The organism is Rhodospirillales bacterium, from assembly GCA_014323865.1.
In the GTDB taxonomy this organism is placed as follows: domain Bacteria; phylum Pseudomonadota; class Alphaproteobacteria; order SP197; family SP197; genus SP197.
This window is the reverse complement of sequence record JACONG010000017.1, coordinates 26,115-44,422: the sequence shown is the minus strand read 5'-3', so window position 1 is coordinate 44,422 and position 18,308 is coordinate 26,115. Positions and strand designations below refer to the sequence as shown.

The 18,308-nt window shown below is 65.7% G+C and carries 17 protein-coding genes; 5 read left to right on the top strand and 12 right to left on the bottom strand.

Annotated features, from left to right (window positions below; translation table 11 throughout):
* Nucleotides 1-28 precede the first annotated feature (28 nt).
* Nucleotides 29-496, top strand: a complete 468-nt coding sequence (locus tag GDA49_13615; protein MBC6441411.1) for a GMC family oxidoreductase N-terminal domain-containing protein — start codon at nt 29-31, stop codon at nt 494-496.
* Nucleotides 497-611: 115 nt separating this feature from the next.
* Nucleotides 612-1,481, top strand: coding sequence for a phytanoyl-CoA dioxygenase family protein (locus tag GDA49_13610; GenBank protein ID MBC6441410.1), 870 nt, complete (start codon nt 612-614; stop codon nt 1,479-1,481).
* A gap of 224 nt (nt 1,482-1,705) precedes the next feature.
* Here GDA49_13610 and GDA49_13605 read toward each other — a convergent pair whose 3' ends face one another.
* The 7 genes from GDA49_13605 to GDA49_13575 all read right to left on the bottom strand — a co-directional run bounded on the left by GDA49_13605 (nt 1,706) and on the right by GDA49_13575 (nt 6,996).
* Nucleotides 1,706-2,455: a TlyA family RNA methyltransferase gene (locus tag GDA49_13605; GenBank protein MBC6441409.1), complete on the bottom strand. Its 750-nt coding sequence runs from the start codon at nt 2,453-2,455 to the stop codon at nt 1,706-1,708.
* A 4-nt stretch (nt 2,456-2,459) separates the two neighbouring features.
* On the bottom strand, nt 2,460-2,588 hold the full coding sequence (locus tag GDA49_13600; GenBank protein MBC6441408.1) for a hypothetical protein: 129 nt from the start codon (nt 2,586-2,588) through the stop codon (nt 2,460-2,462).
* Nucleotides 2,589-2,636: 48 nt separating this feature from the next.
* Entirely contained in the window at nt 2,637-2,774 is a 138-nt protein-coding gene (locus tag GDA49_13595) for a cell wall hydrolase (protein ID MBC6441407.1), read from the bottom strand.
* Between the two features lie 177 nt (nt 2,775-2,951).
* On the bottom strand, nt 2,952-4,871 hold the full coding sequence (locus tag GDA49_13590; protein MBC6441406.1) for a 1-deoxy-D-xylulose-5-phosphate synthase: 1,920 nt from the start codon (nt 4,869-4,871) through the stop codon (nt 2,952-2,954).
* 18 nt (nt 4,872-4,889) lie between these two features.
* Nucleotides 4,890-5,786, bottom strand: coding sequence for a polyprenyl synthetase family protein (locus GDA49_13585; GenBank protein MBC6441405.1), 897 nt, complete (start codon nt 5,784-5,786; stop codon nt 4,890-4,892).
* 14 nt (nt 5,787-5,800) lie between these two features.
* Nucleotides 5,801-6,052: an exodeoxyribonuclease VII small subunit gene (locus GDA49_13580; GenBank protein MBC6441404.1), complete on the bottom strand. Its 252-nt coding sequence runs from the start codon at nt 6,050-6,052 to the stop codon at nt 5,801-5,803.
* The gene (locus GDA49_13575) at nt 6,052-6,996 is read right to left on the bottom strand and encodes a histone deacetylase family protein (protein MBC6441403.1); all 945 of its coding nucleotides are present in this window, start codon (nt 6,994-6,996) and stop codon (nt 6,052-6,054) included. The genes GDA49_13580 and GDA49_13575 overlap by 1 nt, the downstream gene beginning before the upstream one ends.
* A 98-nt stretch (nt 6,997-7,094) precedes the next feature.
* Between GDA49_13575 and GDA49_13570 the strand changes: the two genes are divergently transcribed.
* From GDA49_13570 to GDA49_13560, 3 genes are read left to right on the top strand one after another with little or no spacing between them, the layout of a single operon-like run.
* Nucleotides 7,095-8,237, top strand: coding sequence for an efflux RND transporter periplasmic adaptor subunit (locus tag GDA49_13570; protein ID MBC6441402.1), 1,143 nt, complete (start codon nt 7,095-7,097; stop codon nt 8,235-8,237).
* On the top strand, nt 8,234-11,425 hold the full coding sequence (locus tag GDA49_13565) for an efflux RND transporter permease subunit (protein MBC6441401.1): 3,192 nt from the start codon (nt 8,234-8,236) through the stop codon (nt 11,423-11,425). The genes GDA49_13570 and GDA49_13565 overlap by 4 nt, the downstream gene beginning before the upstream one ends.
* A gap of 33 nt (nt 11,426-11,458) precedes the next feature.
* Nucleotides 11,459-12,586, top strand: a complete 1,128-nt coding sequence (locus tag GDA49_13560) for an FAD-binding oxidoreductase (GenBank protein ID MBC6441400.1) — start codon at nt 11,459-11,461, stop codon at nt 12,584-12,586.
* A gap of 78 nt (nt 12,587-12,664) precedes the next feature.
* Here GDA49_13560 and GDA49_13555 read toward each other — a convergent pair whose 3' ends face one another.
* The 5 genes from GDA49_13555 to GDA49_13535 all read right to left on the bottom strand — a co-directional run bounded on the left by GDA49_13555 (nt 12,665) and on the right by GDA49_13535 (nt 18,212).
* The gene (locus GDA49_13555) at nt 12,665-14,053 is read right to left on the bottom strand and encodes an aspartate aminotransferase family protein (protein MBC6441399.1); all 1,389 of its coding nucleotides are present in this window, start codon (nt 14,051-14,053) and stop codon (nt 12,665-12,667) included.
* A gap of 215 nt (nt 14,054-14,268) precedes the next feature.
* Nucleotides 14,269-14,937, bottom strand: coding sequence for a helix-turn-helix transcriptional regulator (locus GDA49_13550; protein MBC6441398.1), 669 nt, complete (start codon nt 14,935-14,937; stop codon nt 14,269-14,271).
* A gap of 154 nt (nt 14,938-15,091) precedes the next feature.
* Nucleotides 15,092-15,337, bottom strand: coding sequence for a DUF2312 domain-containing protein (locus tag GDA49_13545; protein MBC6441397.1), 246 nt, complete (start codon nt 15,335-15,337; stop codon nt 15,092-15,094).
* A 223-nt stretch (nt 15,338-15,560) separates the two neighbouring features.
* Nucleotides 15,561-16,757: a cystathionine gamma-synthase gene (locus tag GDA49_13540; protein ID MBC6441396.1), complete on the bottom strand. Its 1,197-nt coding sequence runs from the start codon at nt 16,755-16,757 to the stop codon at nt 15,561-15,563.
* 78 nt (nt 16,758-16,835) lie between these two features.
* Entirely contained in the window at nt 16,836-18,212 is a 1,377-nt protein-coding gene (locus GDA49_13535) for a cystathionine beta-synthase (GenBank protein ID MBC6441395.1), read from the bottom strand.
* Nucleotides 18,213-18,308: the final 96 nt, after the last annotated feature.

Here is an 18,308-nt window from a genome sequence, read left to right as displayed (position 1 = left end):
GCGCGCGACAACGACGTGATCATCGTCGGTGCCGGCTCCGCCGGATGTGTTCTGGCCGACCGCGTTGATCAACGGGCAGCTTTGTGTCCGGGGTCACGGGCGTGACTACGACGAGTGGACCCAGATCGGCTGCCGCGGCGGGTCGTTCGACGATGTGCTGCCTTGTTTCCGCAAGTCGGGGAACTGGAAGGGGCCGGGAAACGTGCGGCGCGGGACCGGCGGTCCGCTGGGCACGGTGCCGGGGCGCGACGACAACCCGCTCTACATCGCCCTCATCAAGGCAGGCCGCGAGCTCGGCAACCTCGTCACCAACGACTGCAACGGAACGCGGCAGCAAGGCTTCGGGCTGTCGCAATACACCCATGACCACAGCTTCCCGCTGCGCCATTCGGCGTCGAACGCCTATCTCATGCCGGCACGGCGTCGTCGTAACATCACCGTGGTGACAGGCGCCCGCGTTCTGAAGCTTTGCGTCGAGGATAAGTATTGCACCTGAGAGCTCTACGAAATCCATGGCGAATACAAGCGCGACGAATGGGACCGCTTCAACGCCGAGGTCAGCAACTGGGACCTCGAGAGTTGCATCGACTGCCTGCCCTGAGGAGGACGCCATGTTCACATTGACCCGGGACCAGATTGACAGCTTCCGAAACGACGGTTTCGTGTTTGGTGAGAACTTCGTGGACGATGCGACCATCGACGCGACCCGCGAGAGTTACGAACAGATGTTCAGGGGTAACTTCGAGACCGGCGTGTTCCCCGACGAGGTGAACTGGCAGGAGGGCAAGAGCGATCCCAGCCTGACGCGCCAGATCTGCTGCGGATGGAAAGGCAACCTGACGGTGGCGCGCACCGTCCTGCGCGAGGACATCGGACGCGCCTGCGCCCAGCTTGCCGGTTGGCCCGGCGCGCGCGTGTTCGTCGACAATGTCTTGTGGAAGCCGGCCGGTACCCGCTCCCTGGGCATGCATCAGGATGCGGCCTATCTGCCGTGGATGAATCCTCAGGAGATACTCTCTTGCTGGATCGCGCTGGACGATACGGCTGCCGACGGCGGCACGATGGAAGTGGTCTCGGGCTCGCACAAATGGGCGGTGTCACCGCCCGAGGGTGAGTTCCACGGCCCGGAGGACTATCAGGAGTTCATGCGCAAGGCCGCAGATGCGGAGGGGATCGAAGACCCTGAAATCGTGCCGATCGTCGTGAAGAGGGGATCGGGCTCGTTCCACCATGGCCTGACCTGGCACGGCTCCGGTCCCAACCGGAGCGGCAACCCGCGGCGCTCGCTGGTGGTGCACTGCATCTCGTCGGAAACCGAGTATGTACCGGAACACATCAATGTCGGGATCGGCCCGGTCTACGGCCGCTACATGCGCCGTGACGGCGTACGCCTGATGGACGAGAACCATTTCCCGATCCTGTGGACCGAAGACGGTCGTCGCAGCGCCTGGATCGACGATTATCTGAAGGCGGCCTTATGACCGGCGACGGCATCGGCGGGGTAGCGGCGCGCGGACAGGAGATGTCCGAGGCCAGGATGTACAACGAGCACGATGTTATGCGCGGTCTTCTGGAAGCCTCGCGCGAGGCCTGCTGATGCATCGAGTACGACAAGCCTGTTGATCTTGTCGCGCCTGCCGCCGAGACACTGCGACAGTTCTTCGAGAACGTGTCGTTCTGGCGGTTGTGCAACGAAGCCATGGCTTCAGGCAGGCTTGCTGGCTGCGATCAGGAACTCGCGGTTGCCGGCGGCACCGGTGACGGGGCTGTCGGTGATGCCCAGAACGGTCCAGCCGCTCTCGTCTGACAGCCAGGACCGGATGCTCTCGCAGACCTGATCGTGAACGGCGCGGTCACGTACGACGCCGGCCTTGCCGACCTGATCGGCGCCGGCCTCGAACTGCGGCTTGATCAAGACGACAAGCACGGCGCCTGGTGCGGCCAGCGCGAGTGCGGCAGGCAGGCCAACCGTCAGCGAGATGAAGCTGAGATCGCCGACGATGACCTCCGGCGGGTCGGGGACGAGAGCGGCATCAAGGGTGCGCACGTTGGTCTTTTCCAGCACCACGACACGCTCGTCCTGCCGAAGCGACCAGGCGAGCTGTCCGTGGCCGACATCGACCGCGTAGACGCGCGCCGCGCTACGGCTCAGCAACACATCGGTGAAGCCGCCCGTGGAGGCGCCGAGGTCGAGGGCAATCTTGTCCGAGACGTCGATCTCGAAGTGCTGCAGGGCGTGATCGAGCTTGAGGCCGCCGCGACTGACCCAGGGATGGTCGCGCCCGCGCATGTTGATGGCAGCATCGGGCGAAATCTGCTGTCCCGGCTTGTCGATCCGGCTCTCGCCGGAGAAGACCACGCCGGCCATGACGAGCGCTTGCGCACGGGTGCGGCTCTCGGCCAGGCCGCGCTGGACGAGCAGCTGGTCGATCCGCATGCGTTTGGAAGCCGCCATGGCCTCAACGATAGAAGATGTGGGGCCCGATCTGAACGGTCTGTTGGTCGTCGTCGTCCCGGTAGGGCGAAACGTGATCGGTGTTGTACCACAGTGCGCCGCCGGTGGAATCGGTATCGCGGCCCAGCATCACCCGGCGGGCAACCGAATGCGCCGCACGCCATATGCGAATGTTGCCGGGTCAGTCATCAAGCCCCTTGCACCACCAGCTGAACTGACAAGCACCGCCTTGGGCGTTCTGACCGCCTTGGGCCACGACATCGCAGATCGAGCCGGGGAAGAGCCGACTCTTGACCCGATTGATCGTGACATGGGCCACCGTGCGCAGGCCGATCTCGCCTTCGCCGCGGGCTTCCCAGTACGTGTCGAGCGTCAGGCAATCGACTTCGGAGAGGTTGAAGATGCCATCCTCGGCGCGGGCTTCGGTCTGGTGTCCGACAAGCAGAACCAGGACCCGCGCCGCCTCGTTGCGTTACGATCCTCATCGGTGTGGTTGTCAGGCCCTGGCGGGCGTTTCCGAGAGGTCGTGGCCAAGCGCCATCAGCGCGGTTTCGACGATCTGCGGGGCATTAAGACCCGCTTCGTCGTACATCTCCCGCGGCTTGGCCTGGTCGATGAACGCCGCGGGCAGCATCATCGGCCTGACCTTGAGGCCGTCGAGCAGGTCGTTCCTGGCCAGATGATTCAGAACATGGGCCGAAAAGCCACCGATCGAGCCTTCCTCGATCGTTATCAGAACCTCGTGCTCGCGCGCGAGACGGCCGACCAGGTCGGTGTCGAGCGGTGTGCAGAAACGCGCGTCGGCGACCGTGGTCGACAACCCGCGTGTGGCCAGCTCGGCGGCGGCGCTGAGGCATTCCTGAAGGCGTGCGCCGAACGACAGGATGGCGATGGTGGTTCCCTCGCGCATGATCCTCCCCCGTCCGATCTCGATGGGGGTTCCACGCTCGGGGAGCTCAAGTCCTACGCCTTCGCCGCGGGGATAACGCACGGCAGACGGCGCGTCGTCGATAGCGGCCGCGGTGGCCACCATGTGCATCAGTTCGCACTCGTCGGCGGCGGCCATGACGACGAAATGGGGCAGGGTGCCGAGATAAGCGACATCAAACGCGCCAGCATGGGTCGGGCCGTCGGCGCCGACCAGCCCGGCGCGGTCGATGGCGAAACGCACGGGCAGGCGCTGGATTGCCACATCGTGGATGACCTGGTCGTAGGCGCGCTGGAGGAAGGTCGAGTAAATCGCGGCGAAGGGCTTGCAGCCCTCGGACGCAAGACCCGCCGCGAACGTGACGCCGTGCTGTTCCGCAATGCCCACGTCGAAGGCTCGATCGGGGAAGGCCTTGGCGAACTTGTCGAGGCCGGTGCCCGACGGCATGGCCGCAGTGATGGCGCAGACGCGCTCGTCGGCTTCGGCTTCGGCAATCAGCGCTTCGGCGAAGACACCGGTGTAGCTTGGCGCCTTGGGTGTCGGCTTGGCCTGCGCTCCGGTGATAACGTCGAACTTGGAAACGCCATGGTACTTGTCGTCGGCCTGTTCGGCAGGCTCGTAACCCTTGCCCTTCTGCGTGATACAGTGGATCAGGACTGGTGTGTCCTCGTCGGTATCGCGCAGGTTCTTCAGGATCGGCACGAGCTGCTCGATATCGTGCCCGTCGACCGGGCCGATGTAGTAGAAGCCCAGCTCCTCGAACAGCGTGCCGCCGGTTACCATACCCTTTGCATACTCCTCGAAGCGGCGCGCCGTGGTCTCGACGGTCTTCGGGAAGCGTGCGGCGATCTCCTTGGCGACATGACGGGCCGAGCGGTAAGTCTGCGATGAAAGAATCTTGGCCAGGTAGGCGCTCATCGCACCGATCGGCGGAGCGATCGACATCTCGTTGTCGTTGAGAATGACGATCAGGCGCGAATCACGGGCACCGGCATTGTTCATCGCCTCATAGGCCATACCGGCCGACATGGCGCCATCGCCGATGACAGCGATCACTTCACGACTGTCGCCCTGCAGGTCGCGCGCCACCGCCATGCCGAGCCCCGCCGAAATCGATGTCGAGCTGTGCGCCGCGCCGAAGGGGTCGTACTCGCTCTCGGCCCGTTTCGTGAAGCCCGAGAGGCCGCCGCCCTGGCGCAGGGTGCGAATGCGGTCGCGTCGGCCGGTCAGAATCTTGTGGGGGTAACACTGGTGCCCAACGTCCCAGATCAGACGGTCATGCGGCGTATCAAAGACGTGATGGATGGCGACGGTCAGTTCGACAACGCCGAGGCCCGCACCGAGGTGGCCGCCGGTGGTCGAGACCGCATCGATCGTCTCGCGCCGCAATTCGTCGGCAAGCTGCTTGAGCTCCTCGATCGAAAGGTCGCGCATGTCTGCCGGAATCTTGATGCGGTCGAGCAATGGGGTCGAATTGGAGATGGTCACGTCAGACGTGCTCTCAAGTCAGGTTCGGCGCGTGACGATAAAACGCGCCAGGTCACGCAGGGTTTCGGCAGACTCGCCGAACGGTTCGAGAGATTCAACAGCGCGGGCTGCGAGAGTCTCGGCCCGCGTACGCGCCTCGTCCTTGCCCAGAACGGCGACAAGGGTGGCCTTGCCCGCCGCAGCGTCCTTGCCGACCGCCTTGCCCATGGCCTCCTGATCGCCCTCCTCATCGAGCAGGTCGTCGATGATCTGAAAGGAAAAGCCGAGATCGCGGCCATAGGAGAGGATCGCCTCATGGGCGTCCGGGTCCGCCTTGCCGAGCAGAGCACCGGCTTCGGCGGAAAACATGATCAGGGCGCCTGTTTTGAGCGCCTGGAGCCGTTCCACCGTGGCGGCATCGACCGCACGGTGTTCGACCACCAGATCGATCATCTGGCCGACCACCATGCCATGAGCGCCGGCGGCGTCGGTCAGCCCGCGCACCAGCTCGATCCTGACACTCGCATCGGGATGCGTTGCGGGATCGGCCAGGATGCCGAAGGCCAGCGTCAACAGTGCGTCACCGGCAAGAATCGCCGTCGCCTCGTCGAAGGCGATATGACAGGTCGGTCGACCGCGCCGGAGCTCGTCGTCGTCCATCGCCGGCAGGTCGTCGTGGACCAGCGAATAGCAGTGCAGCATCTCGACGGCCGCCGCGGTGCGCAGGGCATGTTCATCCGCGACATCGAAGAGCGCCGCCGTCGCCGTCACCAGATAGGGCCTCAGGCGCTTTCCACCGTTCAGGCAGGCGTAACGCATGGCCTCAAGCAGCGGGCGTTCGGGGCCTTCGCCAGCGGGCAACAAGCGGTCGAGCATGGCCTCGACTCGGTCGGCGTTTGCAACGAGCACGTCGCCGATGTCGACAGGTCGGTCCATGACGGCGGTGACGCTCATTCGATCTCCGTCGGTTCGGCGCTGACGGTGCCGTCGGCGGCAAGCCGAATCTTTTCCACCTTGTCCTGGGCCTCGCGCAGCCTGGCTTCGCAATGCTGCTTCAGCGCCGCGCCGCGCTCATAGGCGCCGATCGCATCATCGAGCTTGGCATCGCCGCTCTCGAGCCGTTCGACAATAGCCTCGAGCTCGGCCATGGCCTTCTCGAAGCTCATCTTCTTGATGTCGTCGTGCGTGTCCGCCTTCGCCATCATCCGTCCCCGTTGCCTGCCGCCATCAGGCGCGACACATGTGCGGCCGCGCTTGCCCCTAGTGCCTGCAGGTCATACCCCCCTTCGAGCACGGAAACAACGCGTCCGGCGGCGTGGGTATCGGCCACCGCAAGGAGTTGATCGGTCGCCCAGGCATAATCTTCCTCGTTGAGGTTGATGTCGGCGAGGGGATCACGCTCATGGGCGTCAAATCCCGCTGAAATGAAGACGATTTCGGGGCGGAAGGCATCGAGAGCGGGAATGACTGTCCGTTCGAAGGCCTTGCGGAAGGCATCGCTGCCCGATCCCGGTGCCAGGGGTGCATTGGCGATATTGCCGTGGGCGCCGGTCTCGTCGGCCGCGCCGGTGCCCGGATAGTGCGGGAACTGATGCGTCGAGGCGTAAAGGAGGCCCTCGTCGCTCCAGAACATGGCTTGGGTGCCGTTGCCGTGATGGACGTCGAAGTCGATCACCGCTGCACGCGCTAGATCGTGTCGGTCGCGCGCATGTTCGGCGCCGACGGCCACGGAATTGAACAGACAGAAGCCCATGGGCCGCTGCGGTTCGGCATGATGGCCGGGCGGGCGGACGGCGCAGAAGGCGTTGTCCGCCTTGCCGCCGATCACGGCGTCGACCGCCGCAACGAGGGCGCCGGTGGCCCGCAGCGCCGCCTCCCCGGAGCCGGGCGAGATGACCGTGTCGGGATCGAGGTGGCGGTGACCCTCGGCGGGAATGGCGTCGAGCACGGCATCGACATAGGCGCGCGGATGCGCCAGGGCGATGCGGTCGCGCGGCGCCTCCGGTGCCTCGTGTCGCACGAGGGGATCGAAGTCATGGTCCTCCAGCCTGCTCAGCACGGAATGCAGCCGGTCGATCCGTTCCGGATGATGCGGTCCGGTATCGTGACGTAAACACGCTTCATGCGTGTAAAAGTAAGTCGTCATGTGCGAACTCCTGAAAAACTTGCTGACGAAGCGTAGGGATTGATCTGTTCTTGCGTATAACATTAACGCCCGGGTTTCGTTCGGGTCGTGAGAACCTCATGCAGGCGTACACATCGAGCATCATGGATCTAAGGGGTCTGACCCTTTGCGCCGCTCTCACGGCCCTGGCCGCCGCCCTTCCGACCGACGCGCGCGGCCAGGATGCGGTTGCCGTGGTGGTCGATGCGGTGTCCCGGGATGCGATTGTCGAAACGGCAACTGTCATCGGGCGGTTTGTTTCGCGCCAGTCCGGTGTCGTGGCAGCGCAGTCCGAAGGGGCCGTGGGCGAGGTGTTTGTCGAGATCGGCGACCGGGTCGCCGCCGGCGAAACCCTTGTCCAGCTCGAAACCGATCGTCTGACGCTGTCGCGCGATCTACGGCTTGCCGAAGTCGCCAGTGCCGAAGCCCAGGTGGGTGTGGCCCGTGCGGAACTGGCGCTTGCCAGGCAGGAGCTTGAACGGCTGGAGAGCCTGACGGAATCGGCAGCGTTTTCCCAGGCACGCTACGAGGACAGTCTGCAGAATGTGGCGATTGGTGAAGCCGGCGTCGCCCAGGCCCGGGCCGACCTGTTCAGTGCCGAGGCCAATCTCGCACTGATGGAGGACGAGCTGGCCGACGCCACGATCGTGGCACCCTATGATGCCGTCGTTATCCGGCGGCACACCGAGGTGGGCGCCTACATCGATGTGGGTGAGGCCGCGGTGACTCTGCTCAACGACGGATGGATCGAGATCGAGGCCGATGTGCCGTCCAACCGGATCGATGGGTTGGTGCCGGGCACGGTCATCCGGATCGTGCTCGACAATGGTTCCCATGCGGAAGCCTTCGTGCGTGCCGTCGGTGTGTCGGAAGACCCGCAGGCGCGGACCCGTCTGGTTCGCTTCACCCCGGCCTGGGACGTCATCGAAGGCACGCTGGCCGAGGGCCAGTCCGTCAGCCTCCATGTGCCTGCCGGCCCACAAGCGGACGTGATCACGGTCCACAAGGATGCCGTGATACGATCCGCGCGGCTGACGACGGTGTTCGTCGCCCGGCAGGACGCGGAAACGCAGGAGTGGAAGGTGGTCGATCGCACGGTCGCCCTCGGGGCTGGACTCGGAAACAGGTTTGTTGTCCTGGATGGCCTTGATGCCGGCGATCTGGCCGTGGTGCGCGGCAACGAATACCTGTGGGACGGTGCCGTGGTCGAGGTTTCGCAGTGAAGGAGCTGATCCGGCTCGCGATCGAACGGCCGGTCGCCGTCATCGCGGCGGTTCTGATGGTGCTGCTGTTCGGTGCCGTTGCTCTCCACACCATCCCGATCCAGCTCGTGCCCGACGTCGACCGACCCGTCATCACGATCGGGACGAACTGGCCGGGTGCGGCACCGGCCGAGGTCGAGCGCGAGATCATCCTGCCGCAGGAAGAGGTGCTCGCCGGCATTGAGGGCATGACGCGGCTTCTGGCGCGCGCCAGGCAGAACGAGGGCGAAATCACGCTGGAGTTCCAGGTTGGCACCGACATGGACAAGGCGTTTCTGCTTGTCTCCAACCGCCTCGATCGGGTCTCCGGTTATCCCGAGGAGGTCTACGAGCCGGTGCTCGACACGGCCTCGAGCGAGGACACGCCGATCGCCTGGTTCAACCTGATCAGGCTGCCCGGCAACGAACGTCCGATGTACGAGTATGCGGACTTCATCGACGATGTCGTTGCCGACCGCCTCAAGCGCGTTCCGGGGGTGGCCGATGCCGTCCGCTGGGGCGGCGCCGAGCGTGAGGTCCGGGTCGAAGTCAGTCCCGGGAACCTCTCGCGCTACGGGCTCACGGTGCCCGATGTGGTCTCGGCCCTGCGTGAGGCCGACAGCACCGCCACCGCCGGCTACGTCGACGAGGGCAAGCGCCGCTATACCGTGCGGGCCGAGGGAGAGTTCCAGTCGCTCGACGACATACGCGATGTCGTGGTCCTGAGTTCCGAAGACGATGACAGCGGGCGTCTGGCGCGTGTCACGGTTGGCGACATCGCGGACGTCTCGTTTGCCTACAAGGACATCACCACGTTCTTCCGGTTCAACGGTGAACCGGCGATCAGCATGCGGGCCAATCGCGAGTCAGGCGCCAACGTGATCGCGACGATGGACGGCATCCGCGCGGCGGTGGACGAGCTCAACGCCTTCGATCTGCCGAACGCCGGTCTCGAACTGGTCCAGGTCTACGACGAGACCGTCTACATCGAGGACTCGATCGATCTCGTCACCAACAACATCTGGGTCGGCGGTCTTCTCGCCGCGATCGTCCTGCTCGCCTTCCTGCGGTCGCCGCGCGCCACGCTGATCATCTCGATCGCGATTCCGGTCTCGGTGATCGGCAGCTTCGTCGCCATGGCCGCGCTCGGCCGCTCGATCAATGTGATCTCGCTTGCCGGCCTTGCGTTTGCCGTCGGCATGGTTGTCGATGCCGCCATCGTCGTGCTGGAGAACATCTACCGGCTGCGCGAGCAGGGTATGCCGGCGCGCAAGGCCGCGTTCGAGGGCGCACGCCAGGTGTGGGGCGCCATCATGGTCTCGGCACTCACCACGGTGATGGTCTTCGTGCCGATCCTCGTCATGCAGATGGAAGCGGGCCAGGTCTTCCGCGACATCGCCGTGGCGATCTCGGTCTCCGTCATTCTGTCGCTGCTGGTCGCCGTGACACTGATCCCTGCCTTGTGTTCGCGCCTGTTTGCCCGGATCGAGGACCGCAACCGGCTTCGGGTGCCGCCGCTCGACCGCTTTGCGGCGGTGATCTCGGCCGGACTGCGCGGTTTTGCCCGCAACGTCGCCCGCAATCGCGCCGTTGCGGCGGCCACCATCGTCGCCATCATCGGCACGGCCGTGGCCATGACCATCGTGTTCCTGCCGAAGCTGGAGTACCTGCCCGACGGAAACCGGAACTTCATCTCCGGCTGGGTATCGCCGCCGTCGGGCTACAACCTCTCGATCATGGACGAGATCGCGACTCGCGTTGAGGATGCCACGCGCCCCTACTGGAAGGTATCGCACGACGAGGAGATCGCCTTGCATCCGGACGGCCAGGCGATCTTCGACCGCTTCTACTTCGGCTCCGGCGCGGGCTGGACCTGGATTGGCGGCGCGGCCGTCGACGGCGATCTGGTCCGGGAGCTGATCCCGATCATGCGCGACACGCTGGCCGACGAGCCCGGGACCCATTCCTTCTTCCGCCAGCCCAGCATCTTCGGCCGGGGTCTCGGCGGCAACCGTTCCGTCGACCTTGACATCTCCGGTCCGGACCTGGGCGTCCTTGCCGAGGTCGCTTCCGAGGCCAGGGGGCGCATCCTTGAAGAGTTCGGCGCCTTCGAAGGTGTCCAGATTCGCAACCGTCCGTCCGTCTCGAGCGGTGTGCCGGAGATCCGGGTCGTGCCGGATCGCCTGCGGCTCGCCGACAACGGTATCACCGCGCAGGACCTGTCGATGGGCATCGATGCCTTCAACTCCGGCCTGCGCGTGAAGGAAATCTCGCTTGAGGGCCGGGAGATCGACCTGACGCTCACGGGCCCCGACAACCACATTGTCGAGACCCAGGGCATCGGCAAGCTGCCGATCGTCAACCATGACGGTCTCATCATTCCGGTCTCGTCGCTGGCGGACGTGATGGTGACAATCGGTCCGGGCGAGATCCGCCGCCTGGAGCAGAACCGCACCGTCACGCTGGTCGTCAATCTGCCTCCCGGAATCCCGCTCGAGACCGGTATCGAGATGATCCAGGTCAGGGTCATCGACGCGATGCGCGAGGCGGGCCTGCCACAGGGCGTCCAGCTCAGGCTGGCCGGGACCGCCGACAAGCTGACCGCCACATGGGATGCGATGGTCGTCAACCTGCTGATAGCGCTCGTGATCGTCTATCTCGTCATGGCCGTTCTGTTCGAGAGTTTCCTGCATCCCCTGATCGTCATGATCGCCGTGCCCGTGGCGGCCGCCGGCGGTGTGCTCGGACTTCTGGTTCTCAACATCTTCCAGACCCAGCCGCTCGACATGCTCACCATGCTGGGCTTCGTCATCCTGATCGGAATCGTGGTGAACAATGCGATTCTGCTCGTGCACCAGACTCGGCATCACATGCGAGAGGACGGCATGGCGGCGGACGCCGCGATCGGGGAGGCGGTGCGCAACCGTATCCGGCCGATCTTCATGTCCACGCTGACCAGCGTGTTCGGCATGGTGCCGCTGGTCCTGTTCCCCGGCGCCGGCTCCGAGCTTTATCGGGGGCTCGGATCCGTCGTCGTCGGCGGCCTGTCGCTGTCGGCCGTCCTGACCCTGACCCTGGTGCCGCCGCTGCTGGGCCTGGTCCTGCGACTGACCGAGTCGCTGCCCGATATCGGCAGCGCGGTCGATGCTGGCCGGGAGCCTGCGGAATAGGGCAGCATGGGCCCGCCGAGTCGGGAGTGGTCCATGGCAGACCATGACGTCATCATCATCGGCGCCGGCGCGGTCGGCGCGTCGCTTGCCTTCCGGCTCGCGCGCAATCGCCGCGTCCTCATGCTCGAGCGGGAGGAGCAGCCCGGCTACCACAGCACCGGTCGCTCGGCGGCGCATTACACCGGCGCGATCGGCGGAACCGAAATCCGGGCACTCAGCGAGGAGACCCGCCGGTTCATCGACAACCCGCTCCGGGGTTTCGCCGATACGCCGCTGGTGAACCCTCGGCCGGTGCTGATTGTGTTCGGCACGGAGACCGAAGAGGCGCATTTCGACGAGTCCGGCCTGGCGCATGTGATCGGCACGATCCTGCATCCGATCGATGCCGCAACCTGTGTCGAACGATGCCCGGTCCTGCGTCCCGAGAAGATCGGGGGCGGCCTTTGGGAGCCCGGTGCGGTCGACATTGACGTCCACGCCATCCACGGCGGTTTTCTGCGTGGCGCGCGGCAGACCGGTGCCGAACTTGTCTGCAATGCGGAGGTGCTGGGGCTGGAGCGGCACGACGGCGTCTGGCGGGTCGAGACCCGCGCCGGAACCTTTGCCGCGCCGATGGTCGCCAACTGCTGCGGGGCCTGGGGCGATGTGCTGGGGACCATGGCGGGTGCGCGGCCGGTCGGCCTCAAGCCGATGCGTCGCACGGCCTTCCGCTTCAGGGGGCCCGACGGCGTCGACGATGCGGACTGGCCGCTGACGGCCGACGTCGGCGAGAGCTTCTACTTCAAACCCGATGCCGGACTGATCATGGGTTCGCTCGCCGACGAGACGCCATCGGAACCGTGTGACGCGCAGCCCGAGGACATCGACCTCGCCATGGCCGCGCACAACATCATGGCATGGACCACGCTCAGGCTCGCCCGCATGGAGGCGCGCTGGGCGGGCCTCCGGAGCTTCGTGTCCGATCGTCTGCCGGTCACCGGCTTCGATCCGGCGCTGGAGGGTTTCTTCTGGAACGTCGGCCAGGGCGGCGCGGGGATCCAGACCTCGGCAGGGCTCTCGGCCTATGCGGCGGCCGTGATCCTCGGGACGGAGCTGCCCGACGGGCTCGCCGCGATGGGCCTGACCGGGGAGACGTTCTCGCCCGCGCGGATCACGGGCTGAGAGGCCGGACAGGACCGCCGCCGGACCCCTCCCGGACCTTTTGCGGATCCGGCGGCCTGCGAGGCTCTCCGGCCTGCCTCACCCGGCGGCCAGAAGCTGTTCCCTGTTGACGTAGTCCCAGGTGTCGTCGAGCGCCAGCCTGAAGCGGTCGAAGAGCTGATGGATTTCGTCTTCCCTGATGATCAGCGGCGGGCAGGCGGCGACCGAGGTGCCGGCGGCGGCGCGCAGGATCAGGCCATGGTCGAGGCAGCGTTCGCCGCAATAGGCCGCAACGGAAGGATCGAAGTTCTCCTTCGTTTCCTTGTTCCTGACCAGCTCGCAGGCGCCGATCAGGCCGGTGCCGCGGGCTTCACCCACGATCGGGTGGTCGGCCAGGGCGTGCAGACGCTCCTGCATGACCGGCGCAACGCGCTTCACGTGGCTGGCGATATCCATCTCTTCGTAGATCTTCAGCGTCTCGACGGCGACCGCGGCCGGCACGGGGTGGCCGGAATAGGTGAAGCCGGTGGCAAGCACGCCGTTCCTGTCGGAGAAGTCGCGGATCGGGCCGTAGACCTTCTCGTTGATGATCACCGCACTGATCGGCAGATAGGCCGAGCTCAGCTGCTTGGCGACGACCATGATATCAGGCTCGATACCGTACCTGTTTGAGCCGAACACCTCACCGGTGCGGTGGAAGCCGCAGATCACCTCGTCGGCAACCATCAGGACGTCGTGCTTCCTGAGCACGGCCTGGATCTTCTCGAAGTAGGTGGCCGGCGGCAGGATCACGCCACCCGCACCCATGATCGGCTCGGCGACGAAGGCGGCCACGGTCTCAGGCCCCTCGTCCACGATCATCCGGTCGAGCTCGGTGGCGCGACGGGTGGCGAAATCCTCTTCCGACTCGCCCTCCTCGGCGAAGCGATAGTGATGGCACGAACCGGTGTGCATGATGTTGTGGATCGGCAGGTCGAAGCCGGCGTGCATCAGCGGCATCCCGGTCAGGCTGCCCGACGACACCGCGATGCCGTGGTAGCCGCCGATCCGCGCGATGATCTTCTTCTTCTCGGGCTTGCCGCGGGCATTGTTGTAATACCAGACGAACTTGACCATGTGGTCGTTCGCTTCGGAGCCCGAATTCGCGAACCAGACCTTCGACATCGGCACCGGCGACATGTCGATCAGGCGCTCGGCGAGATCGATCGACGGCATGGAGCCGCGATGGAAGAAGGCGTGGTAGAAGGGCAGCTTGCGCATCTGGTTGGCGGCCGCCTCGACCAGGCGCTCGTTGTTGAACCCGAGCGAGGTGCACCACAGGCCCGCGAGGCCCTCGATGTACCGGTTGCCCTCAAGATCCTCGACGTGAATGCCGTCGCCCTTCTCGATGATCAGGGGACCCCTTTCCTCATGCTTTTTCAGGTTCGAATAGGGATGCAGATTGTTCCTGATATCGCGCGCGTGGGGTGAATTCGGGAGCACGGTCATGGCTTGAAGTCCTTCATATGTCTCGGGCGTGTGTCCCGGGGATGTGTCCCGGGATAGGGAAAGGCCGCCGGCGGCGGTGCCGCGGCCCTGCTTTGCGCGTCATTTAAGGTCCATTGGCCGGGCTTGGCAACCGTGCCGACGAGACCGGATCAGACCTTGTGCCCGACCGCACCGCCCGCCGATCTCGGCGGGCGGCTAGTGCCGACGGGACCGCATCAGACCTTGTGCCCGACCCAGATGACGCGCCCGATCAGGTCCGGATCGGCCATCGGAACAGGGTTGAGCGGCGGGTAGTCCGGATTGTCGTTGCCGATGGCGACAAGCTGCCGAACAGGGTCGACCGTGAGCCGCTTGACCAGCAATCCCCCGCTGCTGCGCAGGACGTAGATGCCGTCCGCGCCGGGCGACCATTCGGTCAGGTCCACCAGCAGGGTGTCGCCTGCCGCGATCGTCGGCACCATGGCATCGCCGTTCATCGTGATCACGGCCAGCCGGTTGACCGGTGTCGGCGTCAGGCGCGCAAGCCAGGCTGACTGGAAGGCAATTTCGGCAGTGGCATGGCCGGGACCGGCAAGCGACTCGCGGCGCGGGTCCCGTTCGGGGTCGTAACGTGCCACCGGCAGGAAGGCGTCGGGCGCGTCGCCGGTGCGGGCCGCCGGGCCGGCCGCCGGACCGAGATGTTCGTCGATCAGCTCCGCGACCGAGCACTGAAGCGCGCTCGCAAGCTTCTCAAGTGTGTCGTGGCGCGGGTGGCGCGAACGGCCGGCGACGATGTCGCGCACGGCCGTTTCGTTCAGTCCCGCGATCAGGGCCAGCCGCTTCTGCGACAGTCGGCCCAGCGCCATGCGGCGTTTGAGTTCACGAACAAGCTGCGTGTCGTTCATGACGCCATCATGCCTGTCTCCTCGCGTGAACCCGGGGAGCTCTGTGAACCCGGGGAGCCCTGTGGTTGCGCGTTTGCGCGCGATCGGGTGCTGCGGCTGCTGCCGCGAAAACCGGGCCTGCGGAGAGGTGCGCGGCGATGCCCCGCCGCAGGACTCAGGTCATGCCGATCGCGGCCTTGTAGGATTCGATCAGCGCTTCCTGCTCCTGGCGATCGTCGTTCTCCATCTTCCGGAGCCTGACCAGCTGGCGCATGATCCCGGGATCGAAGCCGAGCGCCCTGGCCTCGCCGTAGACCTCGCGGATATCGGTCGCGATGCTGCTGCGTTCCTCTTCGAGGTTCTCGATGCGCTGGATGAGCGAGAGGAGTTTCTCGCCCGCGATACCGTCAACATTGGTCATGCACTCGTCCTGTCGTTCCCTCAGATCCTCGATTCGTCTTCTCGCGCATCGCGACCGCGATGGCAAAGGCGATGCGGGCCAGGGCGCTCGACACGCGCCGGCCGATCCCCTCGCCGGGAAGAACAGCGCCCGATAACACACCGGACACCGACACGCCAGACACTGGCACCGGACACCGACACATTGGGCAAGACCCGGAGCATCCTCACCCGTTGCGATGGATTCAAGCGGAACGGGTGAGGTGCGGGATGGCCGCCAGGGCCTGTTCCAGCTCGCGGATCAGGTCGTCGCCGTCCTCCACGCCGACCGACAGGCGCACGAGGCTGTCCGAGATGCCGATCGCCTCGCGAATCGCCTTCGGGATCGAGGCATGGGTCATGATCGCCGGATGCTCGATCAGGCTTTCCACGCCGCCGAGGCTCTCGGCCAGGGCGAAGAGCCGGCACTGTTCGAGGAAGCGGCGGACGCCGTCGGGATCGGCGTCGAGAGTGGCGGTCACCATGCCGCCGAAACCCGTCATCTGTCGGCGCGCCACGTCATGCTGCGGATGGCTCCCGAGGCCCGGGTAGTGAACGCGGGCGACCCCGGGATGGGCTTCGAGGAATTGCGCGATCGCCAGGGCGTTCTCGCAGTGGCGCTCCATGCGCAGGTGCAGGGTCTTGAGGCCGCGCATGGCAAGGAAGCTGTCGAAGGGACCCGCGACGCCTCCGACAGCGTTCTGCAGATAGGCCAGCCGGTCGGCAAGCTCCGGGTTGTCGCCGACGATCGCCATGCCGCCGACCATGTCGGAATGGCCGTTGAGATACTTGGTGACGGAATGCACGACGATGTCGAAGCCGTGCTCCAGCGGCCGCTGCACCCAGGGTGTGGCGAAGGTGTTGTCGCATACCGCCATGGCGCCATGGTCGTGGGCGACCCGCGCGACCATCGCGAGATCGACCACCGTAAGCAGCGGGTTGGTCGGCGTCTCGATCCAGACCATCCCGGTCTCCGGCGTCATGGCCGCGCGCAGCGCTGCCTCGTCGGTCATGTCGGTGAAGCGGAACGTCAGCCCGGCGCTCCGCGCGCGCACATTGGCGAAGAGCCGATAGGTGCCGCCGTAGAGATCGTTGCCCGCGACCACATGGCTGCCCGTGTCGAGGAGATCGAGAATCGTCGCCGCCGCCGCCAGCCCGGACGCGAAGGCAAAACCCCTCGTGCCGCCCTCGAGATCGGCGACGCAGGCCTCGAAGGCCATGCGGGTCGGGTTCTGCGAGCGCGAATACTCGTAACCCTTGTGGATGCCGGGGCTCTCCTGGACATAGGTCGAGGTCGCGTAGATCGGCGTCATGACGGCACCCGTGGCGGGATCGGGCTCCTGGCCGGCGTGGATGGCACGGGTCGCGAAGCCGGGACGGTTGGGGCGTGGGCTGTCGGGCATGGGAACCCTCCGGATGGGGTACCATTCCATGGCCGCACTGCGCTGCGGCGTCAAGCCGGGAGCGGGTGACGCTGCGTCCTACGACGTTTCCCGCAGCCCTCGCCGCAGGTGGTTCAGCAGGTCGATGCGGGTGATCACGCCGAGGAAGCTGTCGCCGTCGACCACGATCGCGGTGAGGTCGCGGCGGAAGATGGGGATGAGCGCCTCGATGCCGGCGGACCTGTCGACGGTTTCGAGGTTGGTCGACATGGCCGAGGCCACGTTGTCCTGGAAGTTCTCGTGCTCGTGGTGGATCGCCCAGAGGATATCCGACTCGTCGATGATGCCGATGGCACGATCGCCCTCGAGGACGGGAAGCTGGCTGATGTCGTAGAGCTTCATCCGCGCCAGTGCGGTGGCCAGCAGGTCGTCGGGGCGGGCGGTGACGGCGGCCTTGTCGGCGTGGCTGCGGGCGATCAGATCGCGCAGGTCGCCGTGCCGCTCGCGCTCCAGGAAGCCCTGATCGAGCATCCAGTAGTCGTTGTAGACCTTGGAGAGATACTTGTTGCCGCTGTCGCAGACGAAGGTGCAGACGTTTTTCGCTTCGGTCTGCTCGCGGCAATAGGCAAGTGCTGCGGCGATCAGCGTGCCCGATGACGAGCCCGCGAGGATGCCTTCGTCCTGCAGCACCTGGCGGACGGTCAGAAAGGCCTCCCTGTCGGTCACCGTGAAGGCCCTGGTCACGAGCGAGAGGTCGCTGATGTCGGGGATGAAGTCCTCGCCGATGCCTTCGACCAGCCAGGAGCCGAGCGTGCCCATCTCGCCCTTGTTGACGTAGTCGGCCAGGACGGAGCCCTCGGGGTCGGCCAGGATCATCTCAAGGCTCGGGTTGACCTTCCTGAAGTAGCGCCCGAGCCCCGTGATCGTGCCGCCCGAGCCGACGCCGCACACCATGGCGTCGAGCCTGTGACCCATCTGGGCCCAGATCTCCGGCCCCGTCGCGGTCTCGTGGGCCAGCGGGTTGGCCTCGTTGCCGAACTGGTTGATGAAGACGCTGTTCGGGGTCTCCGACTGAATGCGCCGGGCCATGTCCTGATAATACTCGGGATGGCCCTTGCCGACGTCCGAGCGGGTCAGCAGCACCTCGGCGCCCATGGCCTGGAGATTGAAGATCTTCTCCCGGCTCATCTTGTCGGGGATCACGAGCAGCAGGCGATACCCCTTCTGGCGGGCGACGAGCGCCAGGCCCAGGCCCGTGTTGCCGGCTGTCGCCTCGATCAGCGTGCCGCCGGGCCCGATCGCGCCCGATTTCTCCGCAGCCTCGACCATCGACAGCGCAGGCCGGTCCTTGATCGACCCGCCCGGGTTCTGGTTTTCGAGCTTGAGAAACAGGCGGCAGGGCCCGGTGTCGAACCTGGTCACCTCGACCATCGGCGTGTTGCCGATCATGTCGAGCACATTGCTGTTCACGGTCATGGGATACTCCGGCACCAGGGTGGAACGTCATGAGTCGAATGTGTCGAATGTCATGGCGTGGCGGATCGGTTACCATAGGGCAACGACACACGGGCG